This is a genomic window from Streptomyces sp. AM25 (assembly GCF_058146165.1).
In genome coordinates this window covers 105,963-127,882 of record NZ_JBKIWN010000006.1, presented here as the reverse complement: position 1 = coordinate 127,882, position 21,920 = coordinate 105,963, and the positions used below count along the sequence as shown (strand labels likewise).

The 21,920-nt window shown below is 73.6% G+C and carries 23 protein-coding genes; 7 read left to right on the top strand and 16 right to left on the bottom strand.

Going from position 1 to position 21,920, the window contains the following annotated elements; translation table 11 throughout:
• Positions 1 to 8: 8 nt before the first annotated feature.
• The 4 genes from kdpF to ACLHRZ_RS09500 form a co-directional block, all read right to left on the bottom strand.
• Positions 9 to 98 carry a K(+)-transporting ATPase subunit F gene (gene kdpF, locus ACLHRZ_RS09515; RefSeq protein WP_116214304.1) on the bottom strand — a complete coding sequence of 30 codons (90 nt, stop codon included), beginning with the start codon at positions 96 to 98 and terminating at the stop codon, positions 9 to 11.
• 323 nt (positions 99 to 421) lie between these two features.
• A complete protein-coding gene (locus ACLHRZ_RS09510) occupies positions 422 to 1,189 on the bottom strand; it encodes a DUF3710 domain-containing protein (protein WP_490417863.1) in 768 nt (255 codons plus the stop codon).
• Position 1,190: 1 nt separating this feature from the next.
• Complete coding sequence (dut, locus tag ACLHRZ_RS09505) at positions 1,191 to 1,691, bottom strand: dUTP diphosphatase (RefSeq protein WP_490417862.1); 501 nt, start codon at positions 1,689 to 1,691, stop codon at positions 1,191 to 1,193.
• Positions 1,688 to 2,272, bottom strand: coding sequence for a PaaI family thioesterase (locus ACLHRZ_RS09500; protein WP_490417861.1), 585 nt, complete (start codon positions 2,270 to 2,272; stop codon positions 1,688 to 1,690). The genes dut and ACLHRZ_RS09500 overlap by 4 nt, the downstream gene beginning before the upstream one ends.
• Positions 2,273 to 2,331: 59 nt before the next feature.
• Here ACLHRZ_RS09500 and ACLHRZ_RS09495 point away from each other — a divergent pair, with 59 nt between their 5' ends.
• Positions 2,332 to 2,781, top strand: coding sequence for a DUF3093 domain-containing protein (locus ACLHRZ_RS09495; protein ID WP_490417860.1), 450 nt, complete (start codon positions 2,332 to 2,334; stop codon positions 2,779 to 2,781).
• Here ACLHRZ_RS09495 and ACLHRZ_RS09490 read toward each other — a convergent pair.
• The 4 genes from ACLHRZ_RS09490 to ACLHRZ_RS09475 all read right to left on the bottom strand — a co-directional run bounded on the left by ACLHRZ_RS09490 (position 2,765) and on the right by ACLHRZ_RS09475 (position 6,209).
• The gene (locus ACLHRZ_RS09490; protein WP_490417859.1) at positions 2,765 to 3,568 is read right to left on the bottom strand and encodes a hypothetical protein; all 804 of its coding nucleotides are present in this window, start codon (positions 3,566 to 3,568) and stop codon (positions 2,765 to 2,767) included. The genes ACLHRZ_RS09495 and ACLHRZ_RS09490 overlap by 17 nt on opposite strands.
• Positions 3,569 to 3,581: 13 nt before the next feature.
• Entirely contained in the window at positions 3,582 to 3,878 is a 297-nt protein-coding gene (locus ACLHRZ_RS09485; protein ID WP_109284094.1) for a DUF4193 domain-containing protein, read from the bottom strand.
• A gap of 396 nt (positions 3,879 to 4,274) precedes the next feature.
• Positions 4,275 to 5,549, bottom strand: a complete 1,275-nt coding sequence (locus ACLHRZ_RS09480; protein WP_490417858.1) for a sensor histidine kinase — start codon at positions 5,547 to 5,549, stop codon at positions 4,275 to 4,277.
• A gap of 6 nt (positions 5,550 to 5,555) precedes the next feature.
• Positions 5,556 to 6,209 carry a response regulator transcription factor gene (locus tag ACLHRZ_RS09475; protein WP_490417857.1) on the bottom strand — a complete coding sequence of 218 codons (654 nt, stop codon included), beginning with the start codon at positions 6,207 to 6,209 and terminating at the stop codon, positions 5,556 to 5,558.
• Positions 6,210 to 6,464: 255 nt separating this feature from the next.
• Between ACLHRZ_RS09475 and ACLHRZ_RS09470 the strand changes: the two genes are divergently transcribed.
• On the top strand, positions 6,465 to 6,629 hold the full coding sequence (locus ACLHRZ_RS09470; protein ID WP_171083094.1) for a hypothetical protein: 165 nt from the start codon (positions 6,465 to 6,467) through the stop codon (positions 6,627 to 6,629).
• Positions 6,630 to 6,799: 170 nt separating this feature from the next.
• Here the strand turns inward: ACLHRZ_RS09470 and ACLHRZ_RS09465 are convergent, their stop codons facing one another.
• Entirely contained in the window at positions 6,800 to 7,600 is an 801-nt protein-coding gene (locus tag ACLHRZ_RS09465) for an inositol monophosphatase family protein (protein ID WP_490417856.1), read from the bottom strand.
• Positions 7,597 to 8,742, bottom strand: coding sequence for a ferrochelatase (locus tag ACLHRZ_RS09460; RefSeq protein WP_490417855.1), 1,146 nt, complete (start codon positions 8,740 to 8,742; stop codon positions 7,597 to 7,599). The genes ACLHRZ_RS09465 and ACLHRZ_RS09460 overlap by 4 nt, the downstream gene beginning before the upstream one ends.
• Before the next feature lie 141 nt (positions 8,743 to 8,883).
• Here ACLHRZ_RS09460 and ACLHRZ_RS09455 point away from each other — a divergent pair, with 141 nt between their 5' ends.
• Positions 8,884 to 10,179 carry an MFS transporter gene (locus ACLHRZ_RS09455; RefSeq protein ID WP_490417854.1) on the top strand — a complete coding sequence of 432 codons (1,296 nt, stop codon included), beginning with the start codon at positions 8,884 to 8,886 and terminating at the stop codon, positions 10,177 to 10,179.
• Positions 10,115 to 11,458: a D-arabinono-1,4-lactone oxidase gene (locus tag ACLHRZ_RS09450; protein WP_490417853.1), complete on the top strand. Its 1,344-nt coding sequence runs from the start codon at positions 10,115 to 10,117 to the stop codon at positions 11,456 to 11,458. The genes ACLHRZ_RS09455 and ACLHRZ_RS09450 overlap by 65 nt, the downstream gene beginning before the upstream one ends.
• Positions 11,459 to 11,461: 3 nt before the next feature.
• On the opposite strand, the gene ACLHRZ_RS09445 is transcribed toward ACLHRZ_RS09450, so the two are convergent.
• Positions 11,462 to 12,418, bottom strand: a complete 957-nt coding sequence (locus ACLHRZ_RS09445; protein WP_490417852.1) for a hypothetical protein — start codon at positions 12,416 to 12,418, stop codon at positions 11,462 to 11,464.
• A gap of 348 nt (positions 12,419 to 12,766) precedes the next feature.
• On the opposite strand from ACLHRZ_RS09445, the gene sepH reads away from it, so the two are divergent.
• The gene (gene sepH, locus ACLHRZ_RS09440; protein WP_490417851.1) at positions 12,767 to 13,819 is read left to right on the top strand and encodes a septation protein SepH; all 1,053 of its coding nucleotides are present in this window, start codon (positions 12,767 to 12,769) and stop codon (positions 13,817 to 13,819) included.
• Positions 13,820 to 14,215: 396 nt separating this feature from the next.
• Here sepH and ACLHRZ_RS09435 read toward each other — a convergent pair whose 3' ends face one another.
• On the bottom strand, positions 14,216 to 15,076 hold the full coding sequence (locus ACLHRZ_RS09435) for a sulfurtransferase (protein ID WP_490417850.1): 861 nt from the start codon (positions 15,074 to 15,076) through the stop codon (positions 14,216 to 14,218).
• A gap of 283 nt (positions 15,077 to 15,359) precedes the next feature.
• Here ACLHRZ_RS09435 and ACLHRZ_RS09430 point away from each other — a divergent pair, with 283 nt between their 5' ends.
• Positions 15,360 to 16,154, top strand: a complete 795-nt coding sequence (locus ACLHRZ_RS09430; RefSeq protein ID WP_490417849.1) for a VOC family protein — start codon at positions 15,360 to 15,362, stop codon at positions 16,152 to 16,154.
• Between the two features lie 12 nt (positions 16,155 to 16,166).
• Here ACLHRZ_RS09430 and ACLHRZ_RS09425 read toward each other — a convergent pair whose 3' ends face one another.
• The 4 genes from ACLHRZ_RS09425 to ACLHRZ_RS09410 all read right to left on the bottom strand — a co-directional run bounded on the left by ACLHRZ_RS09425 (position 16,167) and on the right by ACLHRZ_RS09410 (position 21,482).
• Entirely contained in the window at positions 16,167 to 16,829 is a 663-nt protein-coding gene (locus ACLHRZ_RS09425; RefSeq protein ID WP_490417848.1) for a thymidine kinase, read from the bottom strand.
• Between the two features lie 63 nt (positions 16,830 to 16,892).
• Positions 16,893 to 18,101, bottom strand: a complete 1,209-nt coding sequence (locus tag ACLHRZ_RS09420; protein WP_490417847.1) for an alkaline phosphatase family protein — start codon at positions 18,099 to 18,101, stop codon at positions 16,893 to 16,895.
• Positions 18,101 to 18,688, bottom strand: coding sequence for a DUF5998 family protein (locus ACLHRZ_RS09415; RefSeq protein ID WP_490417846.1), 588 nt, complete (start codon positions 18,686 to 18,688; stop codon positions 18,101 to 18,103). The genes ACLHRZ_RS09420 and ACLHRZ_RS09415 overlap by 1 nt, the downstream gene beginning before the upstream one ends.
• Positions 18,689 to 18,746: 58 nt before the next feature.
• Complete coding sequence (locus ACLHRZ_RS09410; protein ID WP_490417845.1) at positions 18,747 to 21,482, bottom strand: bifunctional acetate--CoA ligase family protein/GNAT family N-acetyltransferase; 2,736 nt, start codon at positions 21,480 to 21,482, stop codon at positions 18,747 to 18,749.
• A 117-nt stretch (positions 21,483 to 21,599) separates the two neighbouring features.
• On the opposite strand from ACLHRZ_RS09410, the gene ACLHRZ_RS09405 reads away from it, so the two are divergent.
• Positions 21,600 to 21,881 carry an HPr family phosphocarrier protein gene (locus ACLHRZ_RS09405; RefSeq protein WP_171083119.1) on the top strand — a complete coding sequence of 94 codons (282 nt, stop codon included), beginning with the start codon at positions 21,600 to 21,602 and terminating at the stop codon, positions 21,879 to 21,881.
• Positions 21,882 to 21,920 lie beyond the last annotated feature (39 nt).

Sequence of the window (21,920 nt, the reverse complement as noted above, 5' to 3'; positions counted from 1 at the left end):
ATCGCTGCTCAGAACCTCTCCGGGAAGACGAGGGCGAGGATCAGGTAGCCCAGCAGGGCGACGGCCACGACCAGGCCGACGATGTTCTCGACGGTCACAGCTTGGTCACCCCCTTGGCGACGAGAGCCACCAACGCGAAAACCGCGATCGTGGTGACGACGAAGGCCACATCGGCCATCGTGTGCTCCTAGAGAGGTTCGGATGAACGGACCTCTAGAGGAAACCTCCGTTACCGCCGGGTACAGGTTCTGTTGACGCCTCCCTTACGGCCATTAGCGCCCCCTTGACGGGATTCATACGCGGATGGCCTGGACCTGCGGAAACGCCGCTGGGCCGGAACCCGCTATACGGGTTCCGGCCCAGCGAAACGGCTTGTTCAAGCCGTACTGCGCACGTTTTCGGGCCGTTGTTTCCGGCCTTTTCAGCGGACCTCGGTGATCTCCGGGCCACGCTGCAGACGGTCCACACCGCCCGCGAAGCGCGAGCCCTGTTCCTCCTGCTGCAGGCCCTCGGCGACCATCTGGGCGTCGTCGGGGAGCTTCAGCACGACCGGGTCGCGGGGCGCCATCGGGGACTGGCCGCGCACGACGACCGTGTCCCGGAAGATCTGCTCCAGCAGCCCGGCGGTCTGCGGCTGCACGGCCCCCTGGCCGGAGATCACGCCGCGCAGGAACCAGCGCGGACCGTCACAGCCGATGAACCGCACCAGCTGCACGCCGTTGGTGCCGTCGGGCAGCGCCACCGGCACCTGGGCCCGCAGCTCCCAGCCGAGCGACCCCTCGACCTCCTCCACGGCACCGCCCTGCTGGGTGATGCCGTCGGCGATCTCGGCGCGCACCTCGCCCCAGATGCCCTCGTGCTTGGGCGCGGCGAAGGCCTGCAGCTGGACGGCGCTGTCGCGCAGCACCACCGTGGCCGCGACGATCGCGTCGCCGGCCACCTCGACCCGCAGCTCCATGCCCTCGACGCCGGGCACGAACAGGCCGCCCAGGTCCACCCGGCCCTCGGCGGGCTCGGGCACCTCGGAGACGTCCCACGGCCCGTCGGGGCGCGGCTCCGGCTCCAGCCGGACCGGGGCGGCGGCCACGGCGTCCGCGGTGGTCTCCCCGCTCTCGGCCAACTCCTCGGAGGTCACGCCGTCGACCTGGTCGACGGCGTCCTCGCTGCGCTTGCGGCGACGACCGAACACGTCACTGTCCTTCCCGGTCGGCTACGACCGAAGCGAATCCATTCCCCACGACAGCGTGGCCACCGGTGGACCCGAAGCCCCCATCACCCCGCGCCGAGCCGGGAAGCTCCGCCACCTCGTGGAAGCGGACCTTCTCGACCTGCTGGACAACCAACTGGGCAACGCGGTCGAACCGTTCGAACCGCACGCTCTCGCGCGGGTCCAGATTGACCACAATCACCTTGATCTCTCCACGGTACCCGGCATCGATGGTCCCCGGGGCATTGACCATGGAGACCCCGCACCGGGCGGCCAGCCCGGAGCGGGGGTGCACGAAGGCCGCATAGCCGTCGGGCAGCGCGATGGAGATGCCGGTGGGCAGCACCGCCCGCTCCCCCGGCGCCAGCACCGCGGGCTCGGTGGTGACCAGGTCGCACCCGGCGTCACCGGGGTGCCCGTACGCGGGAAGCTGCACCTCGGGGTCCACGCGGCGGATCAGGACGTCGACGGGCTCACGCGTCACGGGTTCACTTCCAGGGCTCGTGCGACCTTCACCTGGTCGGGGTCGGACAGCACGGCCTGGATCTCGGCGGACCGGCCGTTCTCGATGAAGTGGTCGATCTTGACTTCGATGAACACCGCGTCGGCGCGCACCGCGACCGGGCCCTCGGGGCCGCCGATCCGGCCGGTGGCCGTGCAGTAGATCTTGCGGCGGTGCACCGCGAGCACCTCGGCGTCCAGGTGCAGCACGGTGTCCACGGGGACGGGCCGCACGAAGTCGGTCTCCAGCCGTCCGGTCACCGCGATCACCCGCAGCATCCAGCCCAGCGCGCCCAGCGTCTCGTCCAGGGCCGTGGCCAGCACGCCGCCGTGCGCCAGGCCGGGAGCGCCCTGGTGGGCCTCCTTGACCCGGAACTCCGCCGTGACGCGCACGCCCTCCCGGGCCCGCGTCTCCAGGTGCAGCCCGTGCGGCTGGCCGCCGCCGCAGCCGAAGCAGTGTTCGTAGTGCGACCCGATGATCTCTCCGGGCGCGGGGGCTTCGGGGTGCCGCACCGGCGGCCGGGCGCCGGCCGGCGGTGTCAGCGCTGTCGTTCGTCCACTCACAGGGGCTGACCTTACCCGCGCCGACGGCACCCGGTCCCGTCCGTGCCAAGCTTGGGCGCATGCAGCCTTACGAAGAACGCCTGACCGCACCCCGTTCCTGGTGGTTCATCGCGGTCCTCGTCGGGGTCGCCCTGGCACTGATCCTGCTGCCCCTGGGCCCACTGCCGATGCTCGGCGGGCTCATCGGCGGCGCGGCCCTGGCGACGGTGGCGGTCAGCTCGTACGGCTCCGTGCGGATCCGGGTGGTGGGGGGTGCGCTCGTCGCGGGCGAGGCGCGCATCCCGGCGGAGGCGCTGGGGGCGCCCGAGATCCTGGACGCGGAGGAGGCGCGGGCCTGGCGGACGTTCAAGGCCGACACCCGGGCGTTCATGCTGCTGCGCGGCTACATCCCGACGGCGGTGAAGATCGAGGTCACCGACCCGGCGGACCCCACCCCGTACGTGTACCTCTCCACCCGCTCCCCCCAGCGGCTGGCCGCGGCGCTCGAGGCGGTCAGGGCCGGGCGGTAGGCGCGTCCCAGGGGACCTGGTGGGCGCGCAGGTCCTTGCGCACCTTCTCGGCGAGCCGCCTGGTGTCCCGGCGGTTCATGACCGCGCCCACGGTCGCCCCGATCATGAAGGGGGTGACGTTGGGCAGGCTGCGGAACGTGCGCTTGAGGACGCGCTGCCGCAGCTCGCGGCGCATCTGCACGCCGAGCGCCGCATTGATCGTCAGCGGGGCCGTGACGTCGATGCCCCGCTCGTCGGCCCAGGCGCCCAGATAGGCCATGGACCGCTGGCCGAGGCTGCCGGGGGCCCGCAGGCCGTACACCTCGTGCAGCTCGGCGATCAGTTTGAATTCCACGGCGGCGACGCCGATGACCTCCGCCGCCAGCTCGGCCGGCAGGGCGGGCGGTACCGGGAGCATGGCCGCTGCGCCGACTCCGGCGCCGACGGTGGAGGTGCCGTGGGCGGCACCGGCCACCAGCTTGTCCGCGAGCTCCTCCGGGCCGAGGCCGGGGAACTGGGCGCGGAGGGTCGCGAGGTCGCGCACGGGGATGCGCGGGGCGTTCGCGATGATCCGGTCGGCGACGGCGGACAGGCCCGCCCGCGCTCCCCGGCCGCCCTTCCTGGCACCGCGGCCGACGGCTGCGGCGAGCGAGGCCGTGCGGCCCCGCCCGGCGTCCGCGTCGGCCGGGCCGCCGGTCACCGCTGCGGGGACGATGTCACCCGTCGGCGAAGCGGCGCCCCCGGCGGCCCCGGTGGTCGGGCCGGGCCTGCGGGAGCGCCGTTTCCGGAACGGGATCGAGCCTGCCATGGCAGACCCTGCCTCAATCGCAGTCGCGGCAGATCGGCTGGCCGTTCTTCTCGCGGGCCAGCTGGCTGCGGTGGTGCACCAGGAAGCAGCTCATGCAGGTGAATTCATCGGCCTGCTTGGGCAGGACCCGGACGGCCAGCTCCTCGTTGGAGAGGTCCGCGCCGGGCAGCTCCATGCCCTCGGCGGCCTCGAAGTCGTCCACGTCGACGGACGACGCCGACTTGTCGTTCCGCCGGGCCTTCAGTTCTTCAAGGCTGTCGGAATCGACGTCGTCATCGGTCTTGCGTGGGGTGTCGTAGTCCGTTGCCATGTCGCTCTCCCCCTCTGGGTGGTTGCGGTATCTCCAGCGCACGTAACGCATGAGAGGCCGGACTTGTGCCCGACCCGAGGCGGAGATTTTGCCTCACATCAAGGTCTGTTACTCAATCGACACCCAACCGCACACCTGAAGAGGTGATCGGGCGGGGTGGCGAAGGGGACCGTACACGGTCCCGGTACCGGGTGCTGCCACGCCATCCCGTGTACTTCCCGTGATCAAGGCTGCCGGAAACCCGCATTTTCCCGGCGTTCCGGCGGCCGATATGGTCACGGAGAGTAGATGGCCTGAACCGGCCGCATGTGATCGATCACACACATCCACAGCGCCGGGCGGACTGGATGAATTCCGCCCAAAGCGAACCTGCGGGTGCCCTATTCTCCCAGAGAACTAGAGCGGGAACACCACTCGCATCACCAGCCCGCCCCCTTCGCGGGGCTCCGCGGTGATCCGCCCGCCGTGCGCGCGGGCCACGGAGCGCACGATGGAGAGCCCCAGGCCGACGCCCTTGTCGCTGCCGGTGCGCTCGGTGCGCAGCCGGCGGAAGGGCTCGAAGATGTTGTCCACCTCGTAGGCCGGGACGACCGGGCCGGTGTTCTCCACCACCAGCACCGCCTGACCCGGCCGGATCTGCGTGGTGACCTCCACCCAGCCGTCCGGGACGTTGTAGCGCACGGCGTTCTGCACGAGGTTCAGCGCGATCCGCTCCAGCAGCACGCCGTTGCCCTGGACGACCGCGGGCTGCCGGGTGCCCCGGAGCTCCACGCCGCGCTCCTGGGCCTCGCTCCGGGTCTGGTCCACGGCCTGGGAGGCCACCTCGGCGAGGTCGACGGGCTTGCGGTCGACGATCTCGTTCTCGCTGCGGGCGAGCAGCAGCAGGCCCTCCACGAGCTGCTCGCTGCGCTCGTTGGTGGCCAGCAGCGTCTTGCCGAGCTGCTGGAGCTCCGAGGACGCGCCGGGGTCGGAGAGGGTGACCTCCAGCAACGTGCGGTTGATCGCGAGTGGGGTGCGCAGCTCGTGCGAAGCGTTGGCCACGAATCTCTGCTGTGCGGTGAAGGCCCGCTCCAGCCGGTCGAGCATCTCGTCGAAGGTGTCCGAGAGCTCCTTCAGCTCGTCGTCCGGGCCACCCAGTTCGATGCGCCGGGACAGGTCCGTGCCGGCCACCCGGCGGGCCGTCCTGGTGATCTTGCCGAGCGGCGAGAGCACCCGGCCGGCCATCGCGTAGCCGAAGGCGAAGGCGATCACGGCGAGGCCGAGGAGCGCGAACAGCGAGCGCCGCCACAGGCCCTCCAGGGCCAGGCTGCGCTGGTGGGACATGCAGGCGTTCAGGATGCTGTTGGCCTGCTCCGCGGTGAGACCGGGGCTCTTGAGGTCCGGGCAGGTGTCACCGGTGACCTGGACCTTGCTGCCCTCGATGAGCTTGATCACCGGCTGGCTGCCGGTGCTCAGCGCGTTCGCGGCCAGCAGGTAGATGATCGTCAGCAGCAGCACGCCCGCCATCAGGAACATGCCGCCGTACAGCAGCGTGAGCCTTATGCGGATCGTCGGGCGCAGCCAGGGGAACGGCCGGACGACCGGCTGGCGCGGGTCCCAGGTCGGCTTCGGGGGCGGCGGCGCGGTGGGCGCCCCGGCCGGCGGGGCGGGGGTGGGGGGTGTCGTCGGCATCGCGGATCAGATCCGGTATCCGGAACCGGGCACGGTGACGATGACGGCGGGCTCGCCCAGCTTGCGGCGCAGGGTCATGACGGTGACCCGGACGACGTTGGTGAACGGGTCGGTGTTCTCGTCCCAGGCCTTCTCCAGCAGCTGCTCGGCGGAGACCACGGCGCCCTCGCTGCGCATCAGCACCTCCAGCACCGCGAACTCCTTCGGCGCCAGCTGCACCTCGCGGCCGTCGCGGAAGACCTCGCGGCGGTTGGGGTCCAGCTTGATGCCGGCCCGCTCCAGGACGGGTGGCAGGGCGACGGTGGTACGCCGGCCCAGGGCCCGCACCCGGGCCACCAGCTCGCTGAAGGCGAACGGCTTGGGCAGGTAGTCGTCGGCACCGAGCTCCAGGCCCGCCACGCGGTCGCTGACGTCGCCGGAGGCGGTCAGCATCAGGACGCGGGTGGGCATGCCGAGCTCGACGACCTTGCGGCAGACGTCGTCGCCGTGGACGACCGGCAGGTCGCGGTCGAGCACGACGACGTCGTAGTCGTTGATCTCGATCCGCTCCAGTGCCGCGGCCCCGTCGTAGACGACGTCGACGGCCATGGCCTCCCGGCGCAGTCCGGTGGCGACGGCATCGGCGAGCAGCTGCTCGTCCTCGACGACGAGTACGCGCACGGCGCAGGTCCTTCCTTCGATACTCCTGTAGGTCCCTCCATCCTGCCCTGAACGTCGATAAACCGGCCGTAAGAGGCCCCGTTCCGGATTGCCCGGCGGCCGCAGGTTTCCCGTCGGGCGGGGGTGGGGAAGACGTCTGCACACCCGCGATCACGCTCCCCCCGGGGTACACGCGTACCCGGAAACCTCTCGCGTGATCGTTTCTGCCGTGGCACACCCCCGTGCCGCCGACCCACGACAAGGGGGCGCAGCACCATGGACGCGTTCACCGCTGGCATTCTGCAGCGCATAGAGAACACCCGGACCGACCTCGACCGAGCCCGCCGCAGCGGCGACGACTTTCTCGCCGATGTCGAGGAGGCCGAACTGGCCGACCTCCACCGCCTGGCGGCGGAACACGGGGTACGGGTCAGTGCCTGACCCGTGACTTCCGGGCGCCCCTGGTAAACCCGGGGGCGCCCGCCTTTTTCGTCCTGTCGGGGGCGCGGGGCTGTTACTCCCCCAGCTACCGCTGGGGGTGCCCCCAGGAGGTACCCCCAGCGGCTCCGCCGCGTGGGCGCGACCAGCCCCCACCGACCCGCGGACGGGCGTCAGTCGTGCCAGGCCCCCAGCCCGTCCAACCGCCCTTGCAGCAGCTCGAACAGCCCCGGCGCAGCCGCAACCGTCAGCTCCCCCGACTCCCGGACCCCCGGCCGACCGCCCGTCAGGGCACCGGCCTCCCGCGCGATCAGCGCGCCCGCCGCGAAGTCCCAGGGATTGAGCCCCCGCTCGTAGTACCCGTCCAGCCGGCCGCAGGCCACGTCGCACAGGTCGATCGCCGCCGACCCCCCGCGCCGGATGTCCCGCACCTCCGGCAGCAGCGTGCGCAGCACCTCCGCCTGCGCGGCCCGGCGCTCGGTGAGGTAGCCGAAACCGGTGCCGATCAGCGCCTGGGCGAGCCCGTCCGCGGGCGCCGGCCGCACCCGCAGCCGCCGGTCCCCGGCGAAGGCGCCCTCGCCGCGCACGGCGCGGTACGTCTCGCCGCGCATGGGGGCGGCCACGACGCCCACGACCGCCTCGCCGTCGATCTCGGCGGCGATGGAGACGGCCCAGGAGGGCAGCCCGTAGAGGTAGTTGACGGTGCCGTCGATCGGGTCGACCACCCAGCGCACCCCGCTGGTGCCCTCGGTGCTGGCGCCCTCCTCGCCCAGCAGTCCGTCGTGCGGGCGCCGCTCGGCCAGGAAGCCGGTGATGAGCTTCTCGGCGGCGATGTCCATCTCGGTGACGACGTCGATGGGGCTGGTCTTGGTCGCGGCGACGCCCAGGTCGGCCGGGCGGCCGTCCCTGAGCAGGGTTCCGGCCAGGTCGGCGGCCTCCAGGGCCACGGCGAGCAGTTCGGCGTTCACGGTCACGTGCGGGGTGCTCCTTGCGCGTACGGGCTGTCGGCGCCGGCGGCGGCCGGGCGCGGGGCCCGGGCCGGGCAGCAGCCGACGGGACAGAGGTCGTGGGACGGGCCGAGGGCGCCCAGCGCGCACCGCTCCGGCCGCTCGCCGCGCTCGCTCGCGGCGCGCTCCAGCACCAGCTCGCGCACGGCTGCGGCAAAGCGCGGGTCCGCCCCGACGGTGGCCGCACGGGCCACCGGCAGGCCCAGCTCCTCCGCCTTGGCCATGGCCTCGGTGTCGAGGTCGTACTTGACCTCCATGTGATCCGAGACGAAGCCGATGGGGACCATGACGACGGCCGGTGCGCCCTCGGCGTGCACGGCCTCCAGGTGGTCGCAGATGTCGGGTTCCAGCCAGGGGATGTGCGGGGCGCCGCTGCGCGACTGGTACACCAGCTCCCACGGCCGGTCGGTGCCGGTGGCCTCACGGACGGCGTCGGCGATCAGCCCCGCGACCTCCAGGTGCTGGGCGACGTAGGCCCCGCCGTCGCCGTGGGCCTCCACCGGGCCGGAGGTGTCGGCCGCGGCGGTCGGGATGGAGTGCGTGGTGAAGGCCAGCCGGGCCCCCGCGCGCACGTCCTCGGGCAGCTCGGCGAGGGCGGCCAGCGTGGACTCGACCATCGGCTGCACGAAGCCCGGGTGGTTGAAGTAGTGCCGCAGCTTGTCGATGCGCGGCAGCGGCAGGCCCTCGGCCTCCAGGGCGGCCAGTGCGTCCGCCAGGTTCTCCCGGTACTGGCGGCAGCCGGAGTACGAGGCGTAGGCGCTCGTGGCGAGGACGAGCACGCGGCGGTGCCCGTCGGCCACCAGCTCGCGCAGGGTGTCGGTCAGGCAGGGCGCCCAGTTGCGGTTGCCCCAGTGGACCGGCAGGTCCGTGCCGTGCGCGGCGAACTCCTTGCGCAGGGCGGCCAGGAGCTCGCGGTTCTGGTCGTTGATCGGGCTGACGCCGCCGAAGAGGAAGTAGTGCTGCCCGACCTCCTTGAGCCGCTCGCGGGGGATGCCCCGGCCGCGCGTCACGTTCTCCAGGAACGGGACGACGTCGTCCGGGCCCTCGGGCCCGCCGAAGGAGAGCAGCAACAGGGCGTCGTACGGGGCATGGGCTGGCTGATCCGGCATGGCTCCGATCCTGCCACCCGGCACCGACAGCCGGGAAATGCCGTGCGTCGTACGGACGTACGGACGTAAGCTGTATCGGCCACCTACGCGCCTTACGGCACCCTCGTCACGTCCCTCTCGTCCACGTCTGCGGAGCCGGTCTTGTCCAGTCCCTACAGCGCGATATTCACCGCCCCCGGAGCCAAGGGATTCTCCGCGGCAGGCCTGCTCGGCCGGATGCCGCTGTCGATGCTGGGCATCGGCATCGTGACCATGGTCTCGCAGCTCACCGGACGGTACGGGCTGGCCGGCGCCCTCTCCGCGACCCTGGCGCTGGCCGCCGCGCTCATGGGCCCGCAGGTCTCCCGGCTGATCGACCGGCACGGGCAGCGGCGGGTGCTGCGCCCGGTGACGCTGGTCGCGCTGACCGCGATCGCCGGGCTGCTGGTGAGTGCTCAGCAGCGGTGGCCCGACTGGACGTTGTTCGTCTTCGCAGCCGGCGCCGGCTGCGTGCCGAGCGTGGGCTCGATGGTGCGTGCCCGGTGGGCGGCGATCTTCGCCGGGTCCCCGCGCGAGCTGCACACCGCCTACTCGGCCGAGTCGGTCGTCGACGAAGTGGTCTTCATCGTCGGGCCGATCCTGTCGATCGGGCTGTCCACGGCCTGGTTCCCGGAGTCCGGGCCGCTGCTGGCCGCGTGCTTCCTCGGCATCGGAGTCTTCTGGCTGACCGCGCAGCGCGCCACCGAGCCCGTCCCGCACCCGCGCAGCGAGCACACCGGCGGCTCCGCGCTGCGCGCGCCGGGGCTGCAAGTACTGGTGGTGGCCTTCGTCGCCACGGGTGCGCTGTTCGGCTCGATGGAGGTGGTGACCGTGGCCTTCGCCGACGCGCAGGGACACAAGGCCGCATCGAGCCTGGTGCTCGCCGTCTACGCGCTGGGCTCCTGCCTGGCGGGCGCGGTCTTCGGGCTGCTGCATCTCAAGGGCGATCCTGCGCGCCGCTGGGTTCTGGGCGTGTGTGCGATGGCCGTGAGTATGATCCCCCTCCAACTGGTCGGGAACCTGCCGCTCCTGGCCGTGGCGCTCTTCGTCGCGGGCCTGTCCATCGCACCGACGATGGTGACCACGATGGCCCTCGTCGAGCAGCACGTACCGCGCGCGAAGCTGACCGAGGGCATGACCTGGACGAGCACCGGGCTCGCGGTCGGCGTGGCACTCGGGTCGTCGGCCGCCGGATGGGTGGTGGACGCCGCCGGCGCCCGCGCGGGGTACGCGGTGCCCGGCGCGGCGGGTGTGGTCGCGGCGGCGGTCGCGTTCCTCGGATACCGCCGGCTGCGGCCGGCGCCGGAGCGGGCGGAGGCATCCGTACCGCTGGCAAGGGGAGGGTCCGACGCGCATGACGGGAAAGACCGGCACCACCGCACCGAACAGAGCGAGCGCAACGAGCAGCACCTGGCGTAACTGGGCGGGGAACGTCACCGCCCGGCCCCGGCGGACGGCGGCCCCCGCCTCGGCGGAGGACGTGGCCGCGGCGGTCGCATCGGCCGCCGCCGACGGGCTGCGGGTGAAGGCGGCCGGCAGCGGCCACTCCTTCACCACCGCGGCCGTCACCGACGGGCTCCTGATCCGCCCCGACCGGCTGACCGGCGTCCGCGCCGTCGACCGCGCCGCCGGAACGGTGACGGTCGCCGCCGGCACCACGCTCAGACGGCTCAACGAGACGCTGTCCACGCACGGCCTGTCGCTGACGAACATGGGCGACATCATGGAGCAGACCGTCTCCGGCGCCGTCAGCACCGGCACCCACGGCACCGGCCGCGACTCCGCCGCCATCGCCGCCCAGATCCGGGCCCTGGAGCTGGTGACGGCGGACGGCTCCGTGCTGACCTGCTCGGCGCAGGAGAACCCGGACGTCTTCGCGGCGGCCCGGACCGGCCTCGGCGCGCTCGGCGTGATCACCTCGGTGACCTTCGCGGTGGAGCCGGAGTTCCTGCTCCGGGCGCAGGAGGAGCCGATGCCGCTCGGCCGGGTCACGGCGGAGTTCGGACAACTGACCGACGAGAACGAGCACTTCGAGTTCTTCTGGTTCCCGCACACCGAGAGCTGCCTCACCAAGCGCAACAACCGCAGCACGGGCCCCGCGGCCCCGCTGGGCCGCATCGGTGCCTGGGTGGAGGACGAACTGCTCTCCAACGGGCTCTTCGCCGCCGTCTGCGCCCTCGGCCGGGCCGTCCCCGCCACGGTTCCGGGGCTGGCGCGGGTCAGCGGGAGCGCCCTGTCCGCCCGCAGCTACACGGACGTCCCCTACAAGGTCTTCACGAGCCCGCGCCGCGTCCGCTTCCTGGAGATGGAGTACGCGGTGCCGCGCGAGGCGGCGATGACGGCGCTGCACGAACTGCGGGCCGCGATCGAGCGGATGCGGCTGCGGATCGGCTTCCCCGTCGAGGTGCGCACCGCCCCCGCCGACGACATACCGCTGTCCACCGCCTCCGGCCGGGACACCGCCTACATAGCCGTCCACATGTACCGGGGCACCCCGCACCGGGCGTACTTCGCGGCCGCCGAGCGGATCATGACGGCCCACGGCGGGCGGCCGCACTGGGGGAAGCTGCACACCCGGGACGCCGCCTATCTGACGGAGGCCTACCCGCGCTTCGCGGAGTTCGCCGCGGTGCGGGACCGGCTGGACCCGCACCGCGTCTTCGGCAACGACTACCTGCGGCGCGTCCTGGGCGACTGAGCGCTACGAGACCGGGCCCGTGCCCGTGCCGGCCGCACCGGCAGCGGCGTTCTGCCCCTGCGCGGGCGGCTGGCTCGCCCCGCCCTGGCCGCCGGTGCCCTGCCCACCGGTCGAGCCGCCGCTCTTGCCGTCGTCCTTGCCGCCGCCCTGGGAACCGCTGGGGTCGGGAGTCGGCTGCAGCGGCGACGGCGAGGAACCGCCGCCGGAGGACGGCGTGGGCGTCGGGTCCGGGCTCTGTTTGCCCGAGCCGCCGCCCTGCGGGGAGGCGTCGGGGGACGGTGTCCCGCCGCCGCCCCGGCCGTCGCCCGAGTCGTCCTGCGGGTGGTGCGGCGAGGGCTTCGACGGGCCCGGGTCCTGCTTCTTCCCGCCCGAACCCGGATTGAAGATCTGCCCGACCGACGTGCCGTCCCCGCCGTCCGCGCTGGAGCCCGAGACCAGCTCGACGGCGGTCACGGTGCCCATCGCCAGCACGAAGATCGCACCGGCGGCCAGCGCCGGGCGCCTCCAGCCGCGCAGCCTGGTGCCGTGCGTTGTGCCGTCCGTGTAGTCCTCGGAGTAGTGATCGGTGTACGCCGTGTCCTGCGCGCCGGGGCGCGCACCCGCGTGCGCCCCGAGCTGCGTCGCGTCGACCTGGCCGAGGAGCTGGGTGCGGTCGGGATCCCGCCGGTCGTCCCGGTCCGGACCCTGCCCGGGCCCGGGCCCCGGCCTGGGCCTGGCCGCCTGGGTCGTCGCCTCCCGCACCTGCTCGCCCGTACGCCTGAACACGTGCTGGAAGACCGTTCCGCCCGTGGTGGCGACCACGCTGACGACACCGGCGCCGATCACCGTGCCGTAGACGCCGAGCTTGCCCGCGAGCATGGCGGCTATGACCGCCGCAAGGGCACTACCGGCCACCTGCGCAACGCTCAGGTCCAGCCGCTTGCCCTTGGCTTTTGCCTCACTTTCGGCTTTGTCGTCCATCTCCGCCTCTGCCGGTCCTTTCATGCCGTCTTGCAGCTAGAAGGGACATTCGAGGGTAACGAACAGTTCCGAATCGGGCGATTGTGTGAACCTCGCCACCTGCGGCGACGTCCTCCGGTCCGAGGGACGCGCTCAACTCCCTTGAGGCACGTGAACTTCGCTGGCGCGCCGATCCACGCCCAGTGGCCCGAATGGAGTACTGTGACGAGCCCTGGCCCCAATATCCCGTCCGGCTGCCCGGACCCAACGGGAGGGGGCCCGGGCGGCTCTCGCCCCGTCAACTCGGCAATGTTGTGGCAGGCTGCTACCCGGGCAGGCCACACTCGACTAGCGGAAGCAGCGACGCAGGTGACGTCGGCAGGCACCACCCGGGAGGTCCCCATGCCCGAACTGCGTGTCGTGGCAGTCTCCAACGACGGCACACGTCTGGTGCTCAAGGCTGCGGACAGCACGGAGTACACGCTTCCCATCGACGAGCGGCTGCGCGCCGCCGTGCGGAACGACCGTGCACGGCTGGGCCAGATCGAGATCGAGGTGGAGAGCCACCTCCGGCCCCGCGACATCCAGGCCCGCATCCGGGCCGGTGCCACGGCGGAGGAGGTCGCCCAGCTCGCCGGCATCCCCGTGGAGCGGGTCCGTCGCTTCGAGGGCCCCGTGCTCGCCGAGCGCGCCTTCATGGCGGAGCGGGCCCGCAAGACGCCGGTCCGCCGCCCCGGCGAGAGCACCGGGCCGCAGCTGGGCGAGACGGTCGCCGAGCGGCTGATCGTGCGCGGCGCCGACAAGGACACCGCGCAGTGGGACTCCTGGCGGCGCGACGACGGCACCTGGGAGGTGCTCCTCGTCTACCGCGCCTCCGGCGAACCGCGCGCGGCGAGCTGGACGTACGACCCGCCGCGCCGGATCGTTCAGGCGCTGGACGACGAGGCGCGCGCCCTCATCGGCGAGGCCGAGGACACCCCCGAGCCGAGCTTCCCCTTCGTGCCGCGCATCGCACGGCTGCCGCGGGACCGGCCGCTGGACCGCCAGCCGGCACCCGCGTCGGAGGCGGATGCCGGGACCGTGCCGGAGGCTCCGCCGGAGAAGGAGCGGGACTCCCTGACGAGCCTGCTCGAAGCGGTGCCCAGCTTCCGGGGCGACATGGTCGTGCCGGAGCCCCCGTCCGCCGCGCCCGAGTCGCCGACGGACGAGCCGGAGGCCGCGGAGCCGCCGGCCCCGGCGGCCAGCGCGGGCTCCGCCTATGCGGACGTGCTCATGCCGCGCTCCGTCGCCGGGCACCGGGATCGGCTCGTCGGCACCACGGACCGCCAGGCCGAGGCGGACGGCGTCCGCCCCGGGCGCCGGGCGGCGGTGCCGAGCTGGGACGAGATCGTGTTCGGCACCCGGCGCAAGAAACCGGAGTGACCTCCGGTCGGGTCACCGAACGACGGCCCTGAGCCGGGCCGCCGGCGTGGAGCCACGGCTTGCCGGGCCGCTGCCGGTTCGGCACCGCCGGACAGGTCTGTCCGGCTCCTCGCCGTTGCGGCGGAGGCACGGAACACGGCGCTGTTGCCGTTACGGGCGCCAAGTTTCCCCCCGCCGCGACGGCGAGCAGCCGACGCGGCGCAGCTGGGGGATGTGCCGAACCGGCGTCGCCCCGGCGGGCCCGGCGGGGGCGCCAGCGTGCTTCTCCCCCGCCGCGACGGCGAGCAACCCACGCGGCGCAGCTGGGGGTACCCCCAGCGGTAGCTGGGGGAGGTGCCGGACCGACCCCCGCCCCGGCCGGCGGCAGCCGATACGGCGGCACCGCCGCCAAGGCCCTCAGCCCCGCTCGGCCCCCGTGGAGACCGGCCGCCCCGCGGCCGACCACTCGCTCCAGGAGCCCACGTACAGCGCCGCCGGCACCCCGGCCACGGTCAGGGCCAGGAGTTCGTGGGCGGCCGAGACCCCCGAGCCGCAGTAGACGCCGACCTCGGCGTCCGGGCCGGCGCCCAGGGCGGCGAAGCGGGCGGCGAGGTCCGCCGCGGGGCGCAGGCGGCCGTCCGCGGCCACGTTCTCCGTCGTCGGGGCCGAGACCGCGCCGGGGATGTGCCCGGCGACCGGATCGACCGGCTCCACCTCGCCCCGGTACCGCTCCCCCGCCCGCGCGTCCAGCAGCACGCCCCGCCGCGCCAGCGCCGCCGCACCGTCCGCGTCGAGCACGGGCAGTGCCCCGGGCCGGGGCGTGAAGTCGCCCTCCGGCACCGCGGGGACCTCGGTGGTCAGCGCACCGCCGGCCGCGGTCCACGCGGTGACGCCGCCGTCGAGGACGCGGACGTCCGGGTGCCCCGCCCAGCGCAGCAGCCACCAGGCGCGCGCCGAGGCCCACCCCTGGCCGCCGTCGTGCACGACGACCGGCCGGTCCGCGGAGACCCCGGCCCGGCGCATGGCCGCGCCGAACGCCCCGAGGTCCGGAAGCGGATGACGCCCCTGCGGCCCGGGAGGGCCGGCCAGTTCGGCGTCCAGGTCCACGAAGACCGCACCGGGCAGGTGCCCGGCCTCGTACGCGGCCCGGCCCGTCGGCCCCGCCGGCTGTCCGCCCGCCTTCGCGAGGGTCATCTCCCAGCGGACGTCCAGGAGCACCGGCGGCCGCTCCCCCGTCGCCTCGTCCACCCATCGGCTTGCCGTGATGATCGCATCCATGGCCACCATCCTGGCGCAGACGGACCGGAGGTCTCTACGCCTCACGGCCCCCTGGCGGGACAGCGCATGACGGACCGATACTGGACGGCAATGCCGCGGAAACGGAAGCGAAACGCGATTTCGGGCATTCTCCTGCGCGAACCCGTGACATTCGGCGCGGCCGGGGAGCGCGCCGCGACGGGTGGTGCAAGCATCTGGTCGGGCACCGTCCCGTACCACCCCCGCGCGCCGCGGACCGCCGCGGTCGCGCTGCCGCCGCGAATGGGCCGAGGAGAGAGTGACGATGACCGAGGTATGGGGATTCTCCGAGAGCCGCGAGGAGGAGACGCGGCACGCACCGGGCACACCGTGCTGGACCAGTCTCCTGGTGCACGACCTGGAGGCCACCAAGGACTTCTACAGCGGCCTGTTCGGCTGGGACTACTACCACCCGGGCCCGCGTCAACTGGGCCCGTACGTACGTGCCACGATCGACGGACGTGACGTGGCCGGCATCGGCGAGCTGCCGCCGGACCGTCAACTCCGCATCGCCTGGACCACCTATCTGGCGAGCGACGATGCGGACGCCGCCGCGGAGTGGATCCGCTGCTGCGGCGGCACGGTCGGCGTGGGTCCGCTGGCGGCGGACGACGCCGGGCGGCTGGTGCTGGCGTCCGACCCGGCCGGTGCGCTCTTCGGCGTCTGGCAGGGGCAGGACCTGGTGGGCCAGGGCCCCGCGGGCACACCGGGCGTACCGGTCTGGCACGAACTGGTGACCCATCAAGGCGCCAGTGTGGTCAAGTTTTACCAGTCGCTCTTCGGCTACGAGACCAAGGCCTCGGGCGGCCTGGAGTCCGACACGCTCACCCTGCATCTGGACGGCCGCCCGGTCGCGGCGATCCGCAGTGCGGGCCCGGAGCTGCGGATGCCGCTGTGGATGACGTACTTCGAGGTGACGGACGTCGAAGCCGCCGCCCGCCGGGTCGTGGAGCTGGGCGGCCGGATCGACGAGGCCCCGCACCGGGGCCCCGCGGGGCATCAGGCCACGGTCGAGGACCTCGAGGGCGCGGTCTTCACCCTTCTGCAGTCCGGCCGCTGACCGTGCGGAGCGTCAGGCGGCCGGCCCGTCGGGGTCCACCGGCAGCACGTCGGGCGAGAGGGCGGCGGCATGGGCCGCGGCCGCCGTCATCCGGCGGCGGTGGTGGCGCCGGCACAGCACCTCGTAACCGACCTCGGCCTGCGGCTGGTTGACGTCGCCGACGACGACCTGCGCGCCCTCCACCACCATCTGCCCGCCGACCGTACGGGCGTTGTGGGTGGCCCGCGCCCCGCACCAGCACAGGGCCTCGACCTGGAGGACCTCGATCCGGTCGGCGAGCTCGACGAGGCGCCGGGAGCCGGGGAAGAGCCGGGTGCGGAAGTCGGTGGTGATGCCGAAGGCGAAGACGTCGAGTTCGAGGTCGTCGACGACCCTGGCCAGCTGGTCGATCTGCTCGGGGTCGAGGAACTGCGCCTCGTCGGCGATGACGTAGTCGGCCCGGCCGCCCGCGGACAGCACGCCCACGACGTGCGCGTAGAAGTCGAACCCCTCGCCCGCCTCCACGGAGTCGGTGACGAGGCCGAGCCGGGAGGACAGCTTCCCCTCGCCCGCACGGTCGTTGCGGGTGAAGATCAGGCCCTGCAGGCCGCGGGCCGAGCGGTTGTGCTCGATCTGCAGAGCGAGGGTGCTCTTTCCGCAGTCCATGGTTCCGGAGAAGAACACCAGCTCGGGCATGGGAAGGCCGACTGCCTTTCGGTTGAGGGGGGGGAAGCGTTCGCAGGAAGGTGCGTGGGGGGATCAGGAGCGCACTTCGAGCAGCGGTACGAGCTGTTCGACGGGCGTCATCGAGCCGTGCAGCCCGACCATCGCGGACTCGTTGGGCTCGGTCTCCGTGGCGACGACGGCGACGTCGTCGCGTGCGGCGGCGACCACGTCGCCGATGCGGGCGTACACCCGGTCGTCGACGCCCGCGCCCGGTGGTCCGAACCACCCGGCCTCGATGGCCTCGTCGCGCCCGGCGACCCACATCTGCTCGCCGAGGACGTCGCGCCACACGGCCAGCACGTCCGCGGCCGCGCCGGGCACCGCATAGACGTGCCGGGCCCGGGCCTCGCCGCCCAGCAGGGCGACGCCGGCGCGCAGCTCCCAGTCCTCGTCGTAGTCGATGCGCGACTCGGGGTCGAACGGGATGTCGATCATGCCGTGGTCGGCGGTGACGTAGAGCGCCGAGCGGGGCGGCAGCTGTTCGGCCAGCCGCTGGGCGAGCAGGTCGACGTACATCAACTGCCCGCGCCACTCGTCGGAGTCGACGCCGAAGCGGTGCCCCTTGCCGTCGACCTCGCTGTAGTACGTGTAGACGAGCGAGCGGTCGGCGGCCGCCAGCCGGTCGGCGGCGAAGTCCATCCGCTCCTCGCCGGAAAGGCGGCCGTGGAAGGTGCCGCCGCTCAGCGCGATCTTCGTCAGCGGGGTGTGCTGGAAGTCCGGTGCGGAGACCTGGCAGGTGGCGATCCCGGCCGCGTCGGCGAGCTGGAAGACCGTGGGGTAGGGCTGCCAGACGTGCGGGTCGGTCCAGGGCCGCCAGCGCAGCTGGTTCATCAGCTGCCCGGTGCCGGGGTCGGCGACCGTGTACCCCGCCAGGCCGTGGGCACCGGGCGGCAGACCCGTGCCCACCGAGGCGAGCGAGGTGGCCGTGGTGGACGGGAAGCCGGCGGTCATCGGCGCGCCGGTGCCGTTCATCGAACTCGCCATCAGCGAGTGCAGGAACGGCGCCTCGTCCGGGTGCGCGCGCAGCAACTCCCAGCCCAGGCCGTCGATCAGGAACACGCAGACCCGGTCGGCGGGCGCCAGCTCCAGGCCCGTCGTGAACCCGGGCACGCCCATGCCGGACACGGCGGCCGGCAGCAGGTCCGCGAGCGCGCCGGTGCCGTAGCGCGGCAGCGGGGCGGTGCGGGGGTCGAGCGGGACCGGCTCGTGCCAGGCGGAACCCGCGGTGGTGGGCTGATGCATCAGCGGGCGGTCACCACGGTCGCCTCGGACAGGGCCTGGGCGAAGGCGAGGGTCTGGCGGACGCTGTCCGGGCCGTCACCCGCCTCGCTGACCCGCAGGCTCAGGTCGTCGGCGGTGGAGGAGCCGGTGTAGCCGTGGTCGGCGTCGCAGTTGGGGTCGCCGCAGGCGGCGGGCTCCAGGTCGATCCGGGAGACCGCGCCCCAGCCGATGGTCAGGACGACCTCGCGGGGCAGCGTGCCCGGGGTGTAGGACTCGGGGTTGGCGACGACGCGGCTGACCACGACCGAGGAGATCCGGTCGAGCTTCACGGACTCCGTGGACGTGGTGGCGTACGGCGAGGGCGAGGTGTTGTCGGCGGCCTGCTCGTCGGTGTGGCTGACGATGAAGCGGGTGCCCGTGAGGACCAGGACCGTCACATGGCGGCGGACCTCGTTCGCGTCGAAGGTCGTCTCCTGGTGGACCAGGTACGACACGACCGGCTCCCCGCCCACGGCGGCCTCCACCGCCTCGGCCACGAGGGCCGGGTAGTAGCCGCTGCGCTCAATGGCTGCGCGCAGCCCCTGGGTCGTCGTACCGGTCTTCGCCATACGCCCATCCTACGGGGCGTACGGGGCCCGGCCGCCGGGCCCTTGCCGCCGACGGGCGTCAGTAGTGCGGCAGACTGCGCGGGCCCAGGTCCGTCCGGGCGGGCGGCCGGGCGAGCCGGAGGGAGGCGCCGAGGACGTGCACCCCGCGCGGGGCGACGATCACGGGCTCCAGGTCCGCGCCGACGACCTCGGGGTGGTCGTCGACCAGGCGCGAGACGCGCAGCAGCAGCTCCTCCAGGGCGGCGGTGTCCACCGGGGCGGCACCGCGCCAGCCGAAGAGCAGCGGGGCCGTGCGGATGGAGCGGACGATCTCGGCGGCGTCGCGGTCGGTGGCGGGTATCAGCCGGTGGGCCGTGTCCCCGAGCAGCAGGGACGGCGCACCGGCCAGGCCGAAGGAGAGCACGGCCCCGGCGGCGGGGTCGATGGCGGCCCGGACCACCGTGTCGACGCCGCGCTGCGCCATCGCCTGCACGACGAGCCGGGACTGCTCGCCCGGGCCGAACAGCCCGGTCAACTCGTCGTAGGCGCGGCGCAGTTCGACTTCGCTGCCCAGGCCGAGCCGGACGCCGCCGAGGTCGGCGCGGTGCCGCAGGTGCGGGGCGGTCGGCTTGAGGGCGACGGGGAAGCCGAGGCGCTGCGCGGCGCGGACGGCGCTCTCCGGGTCCGGCGCGGGCAGGGCGGGCAGGGCGGCGATGCCGTAGCGGGCCAGGAGCCGCTGGGTGTCGGCGGCGGAGAGGGTGACGGCCCGCTCCGCACCGGCCCCGTGCGCCTCGAGCAGCACCTCGATGTCGGCGGCGGCCCCCGCCTCGTCGATGTCCTCGAACTCCGGCACCCGGCCGGGCTCGGCGGCCTGCCGCCGCCACCGTCCGTACCCCACGGCCTCCGCGAGGGCCCGGACGGCGCGCTCGGCGGCGGGATAGGCGGGGATCCGTACGGAGCCGTCCCCCTCGGCGGCCGGCGGGGCCGCCAGCGCCTCGGCCAGACCCGCGATCTCCAGGTGCACCACGGCCACCGGCTTCGCGGCCGGGGAGGCGGCCACCGCCGCGCGCACGGCGCCCGCCAGGTCGGCGGCGGAGGTGTCCCCGACCCAGGGGATGGCGGTGACCACGACCGCGTCGCAGTCGGGGTCCACCAGGGCCTCGGCCAGGGCCGAACGGAAGTTCTCCGGGGTGGCGGCGGTGGTCAGGTCGTACGGGTGCAGCGGGCGCAGGCCCTCGGTGAGGCAGGAGTCGTAGGTGAGGAGCGCGAGGGACTCGGAGTTGCCCAGGATGGCCACGCGCGGGCCCTCGGGGAGCGGCTGGGAGGCGAGCAGCAGTCCGGCGTCGGCCAGCTCCGTGACGGTGTCGACGCGGATGACGCCCGCCTGCCGCAGCAGGTCGGAGACGGTGGCGTCGGGGATGCGGGTGGTGGGCACGGTGTGCCCGGCGGGGGCGGCGGCGCCGTGCCGGGCGCCCTTGACGACCACGACCGGCTTGCGGGCGGCGGTGCGCCGGGCCAGGCGCGTGAACTTGCGGGGGTTGCCGATGGATTCCAGGTACATCAGGACGACGTCCGTCTCCGGGTCGTCGTACCAGTACTGGAGGAAGTCGTTGCCGGAGACGTCCGCCCGGTTCCCGGCGGAGACGAAGGTGGAGATGCCGACCAGCCCGGCGGCGCGCCGGTGCAGCCCGCCCAGCAGGGCGATGCCGATGGCGCCGGACTGGCTGAAGAGCCCCAGCCGCCCGGCGGCGGGGAGCTCGGGCGAGAGGGAGGCGTTGAGCCGGACGTCCCCGGCGGTGTTGATCAGGCCGAGGGCGTTGGGCCCGACGATCCGCATCCCGTACGAGCGCGCCTGCCGGACCAGCTCGCGCTGCCGCTCGCGGCCCTCGTGGCCGCTCTCCGCGTACCCGGCGGAGAGGACGACGAGGCCCTGCACCCCGTGCTCCCCGCAGTCGGCCACGACGGACGGCACCTGCGCGGCTGGCACGGCCACGACCGCCAGGTCGACCGGCTCCGCGATGCCGCGCACCGACCGGTGGGCGGGGACGCCCTCCGGCTCCAGCCGGGAAAGCCCTTCGGGGAAGGCGTGGTTGACCGCGTACGTGCGCCCGGTGAAGCCGCCGGCGAGCAGGTTGCGCAGGACCGTGCGGCCCATGCCGCCGGGCTCGCGGCCGGTGCCGACGACGGCGACGGAGCCGGGGGCGAGGAGGCGCTGGACGGACCGGGCCTCGGCGCGCTGCTCGCGGGCGCGCTGGACGGCCAGGGAGCGGTCGGTGGGCTCCAGGTCGAGCTCGAGGCGCACGACACCGTCCTCGAAGCTGCGCTTCTGGGTGTAGCCCGCATCCGTGAAGACCTTGATCATCTTCGTGTTGGCCGGCAGCACCTCGGCCGTGAAACGCCCGATCCCGCGCTCGCGCGCGACGGCCGCGACGTGCTCCAGGAGGGCGGAGGCGAGGCCGCGGCCCTGGTGGGCGTCCTGTACGAGGAAGGCGACCTCGGCCTCGCCCCCGGCGCCCGCCGCGGGCACGCGGTCGTAGCGCACGGTGGCGATGAAGTCGCCGTGGACGGTGGCGGCGAGGCCGACGCGGTCCACGTAGTCGTGGTGGGTGAAGCGGTGCACGTCCCGGTCGGAGAGCCGGGAGTAGGGGGCGAAGAAGCGGTAGTACTTGGACTCGTCCGAGACCTGCTCGTAGAAGCTGACCAGGCGCTGCGCGTCGCCGGGGGTGATGGGGCGGATCTGCGCGGTGCCGCCGTCGCGCAGCACGACATCGGCTTCCCAATGCGCCGGGTACGCGTGCTCGGACGGCGTCTGCATGGGGCCAGAGTACGGCGGAGCCCTGACAACGCGACCAGCGCGACCGGTGCGACCGAGCACCGCGCGGCCCGTGCGACACTGGTCTAGACAACCGCTCACGACTCGAAGGGCAACACCATGGTTGAGCGCCGCGTAAACGTCGGCTGGGCCGAGGGCCTGCACGCCCGCCCGGCGTCGATCTTCGTCCGTGCGGCGACCGCCGCGGGCGTCCCCGTGACCGTCGCCAAGGCGGACGGGAACCCCGTCAACGCCGCCTCGATGCTGGCCGTGCTGGGCCTGGGCGCCCAGGGTGGCGAGGAGCTCGTCCTGGCCTCCGAGGCGGACGGTGCCGAGGCCGCGCTCGACCGTCTGGCCAAGCTGGTCGCTGAGGGACTCGAGGAGCTCCCGGAGACCGTCTGATCCGCCGGTTTCCCTGCAGTGGGGGGGGGGGGGGGGGGG

Coding starts and splice junctions, on each gene's coding strand:
- ACLHRZ_RS09480 (WP_490417858.1), bottom strand. CDS start 5,549: ATGCCGACGACACCCCCCACCCCCGCCCCGCCGGCCGGGGCGCCCACC.
- ACLHRZ_RS09470 (WP_171083094.1), top strand. CDS start 6,465: ATGGACGCGTTCACCGCTGGCATTCTGCAGCGCATAGAGAACACCCGG.
- ACLHRZ_RS09460 (WP_490417855.1), bottom strand. CDS start 8,742: ATGCCGGATCAGCCAGCCCATGCCCCGTACGACGCCCTGTTGCTGCTC.
- ACLHRZ_RS09425 (WP_490417848.1), bottom strand. CDS start 16,829: ATGCCCGAGCTGGTGTTCTTCTCCGGAACCATGGACTGCGGAAAGAGC.
- ACLHRZ_RS09490 (WP_490417859.1), bottom strand. CDS start 3,568: ATGGCAGGCTCGATCCCGTTCCGGAAACGGCGCTCCCGCAGGCCCGGC.
- ACLHRZ_RS09405 (WP_171083119.1), top strand. CDS start 21,600: ATGGTTGAGCGCCGCGTAAACGTCGGCTGGGCCGAGGGCCTGCACGCC.
- ACLHRZ_RS09495 (WP_490417860.1), top strand. CDS start 2,332: ATGCAGCCTTACGAAGAACGCCTGACCGCACCCCGTTCCTGGTGGTTC.
- ACLHRZ_RS09435 (WP_490417850.1), bottom strand. CDS start 15,076: ATGGATGCGATCATCACGGCAAGCCGATGGGTGGACGAGGCGACGGGG.
- ACLHRZ_RS09445 (WP_490417852.1), bottom strand. CDS start 12,418: ATGGACGACAAAGCCGAAAGTGAGGCAAAAGCCAAGGGCAAGCGGCTG.
- ACLHRZ_RS09450 (WP_490417853.1), top strand. CDS start 10,115: ATGACGGGAAAGACCGGCACCACCGCACCGAACAGAGCGAGCGCAACG.
- ACLHRZ_RS09410 (WP_490417845.1), bottom strand. CDS start 21,482: ATGCAGACGCCGTCCGAGCACGCGTACCCGGCGCATTGGGAAGCCGAT.
- ACLHRZ_RS09485 (WP_109284094.1), bottom strand. CDS start 3,878: ATGGCAACGGACTACGACACCCCACGCAAGACCGATGACGACGTCGAT.
- ACLHRZ_RS09420 (WP_490417847.1), bottom strand. CDS start 18,101: ATGCATCAGCCCACCACCGCGGGTTCCGCCTGGCACGAGCCGGTCCCG.
- ACLHRZ_RS09430 (WP_490417849.1), top strand. CDS start 15,360: ATGACCGAGGTATGGGGATTCTCCGAGAGCCGCGAGGAGGAGACGCGG.
- ACLHRZ_RS09415 (WP_490417846.1), bottom strand. CDS start 18,688: ATGGCGAAGACCGGTACGACGACCCAGGGGCTGCGCGCAGCCATTGAG.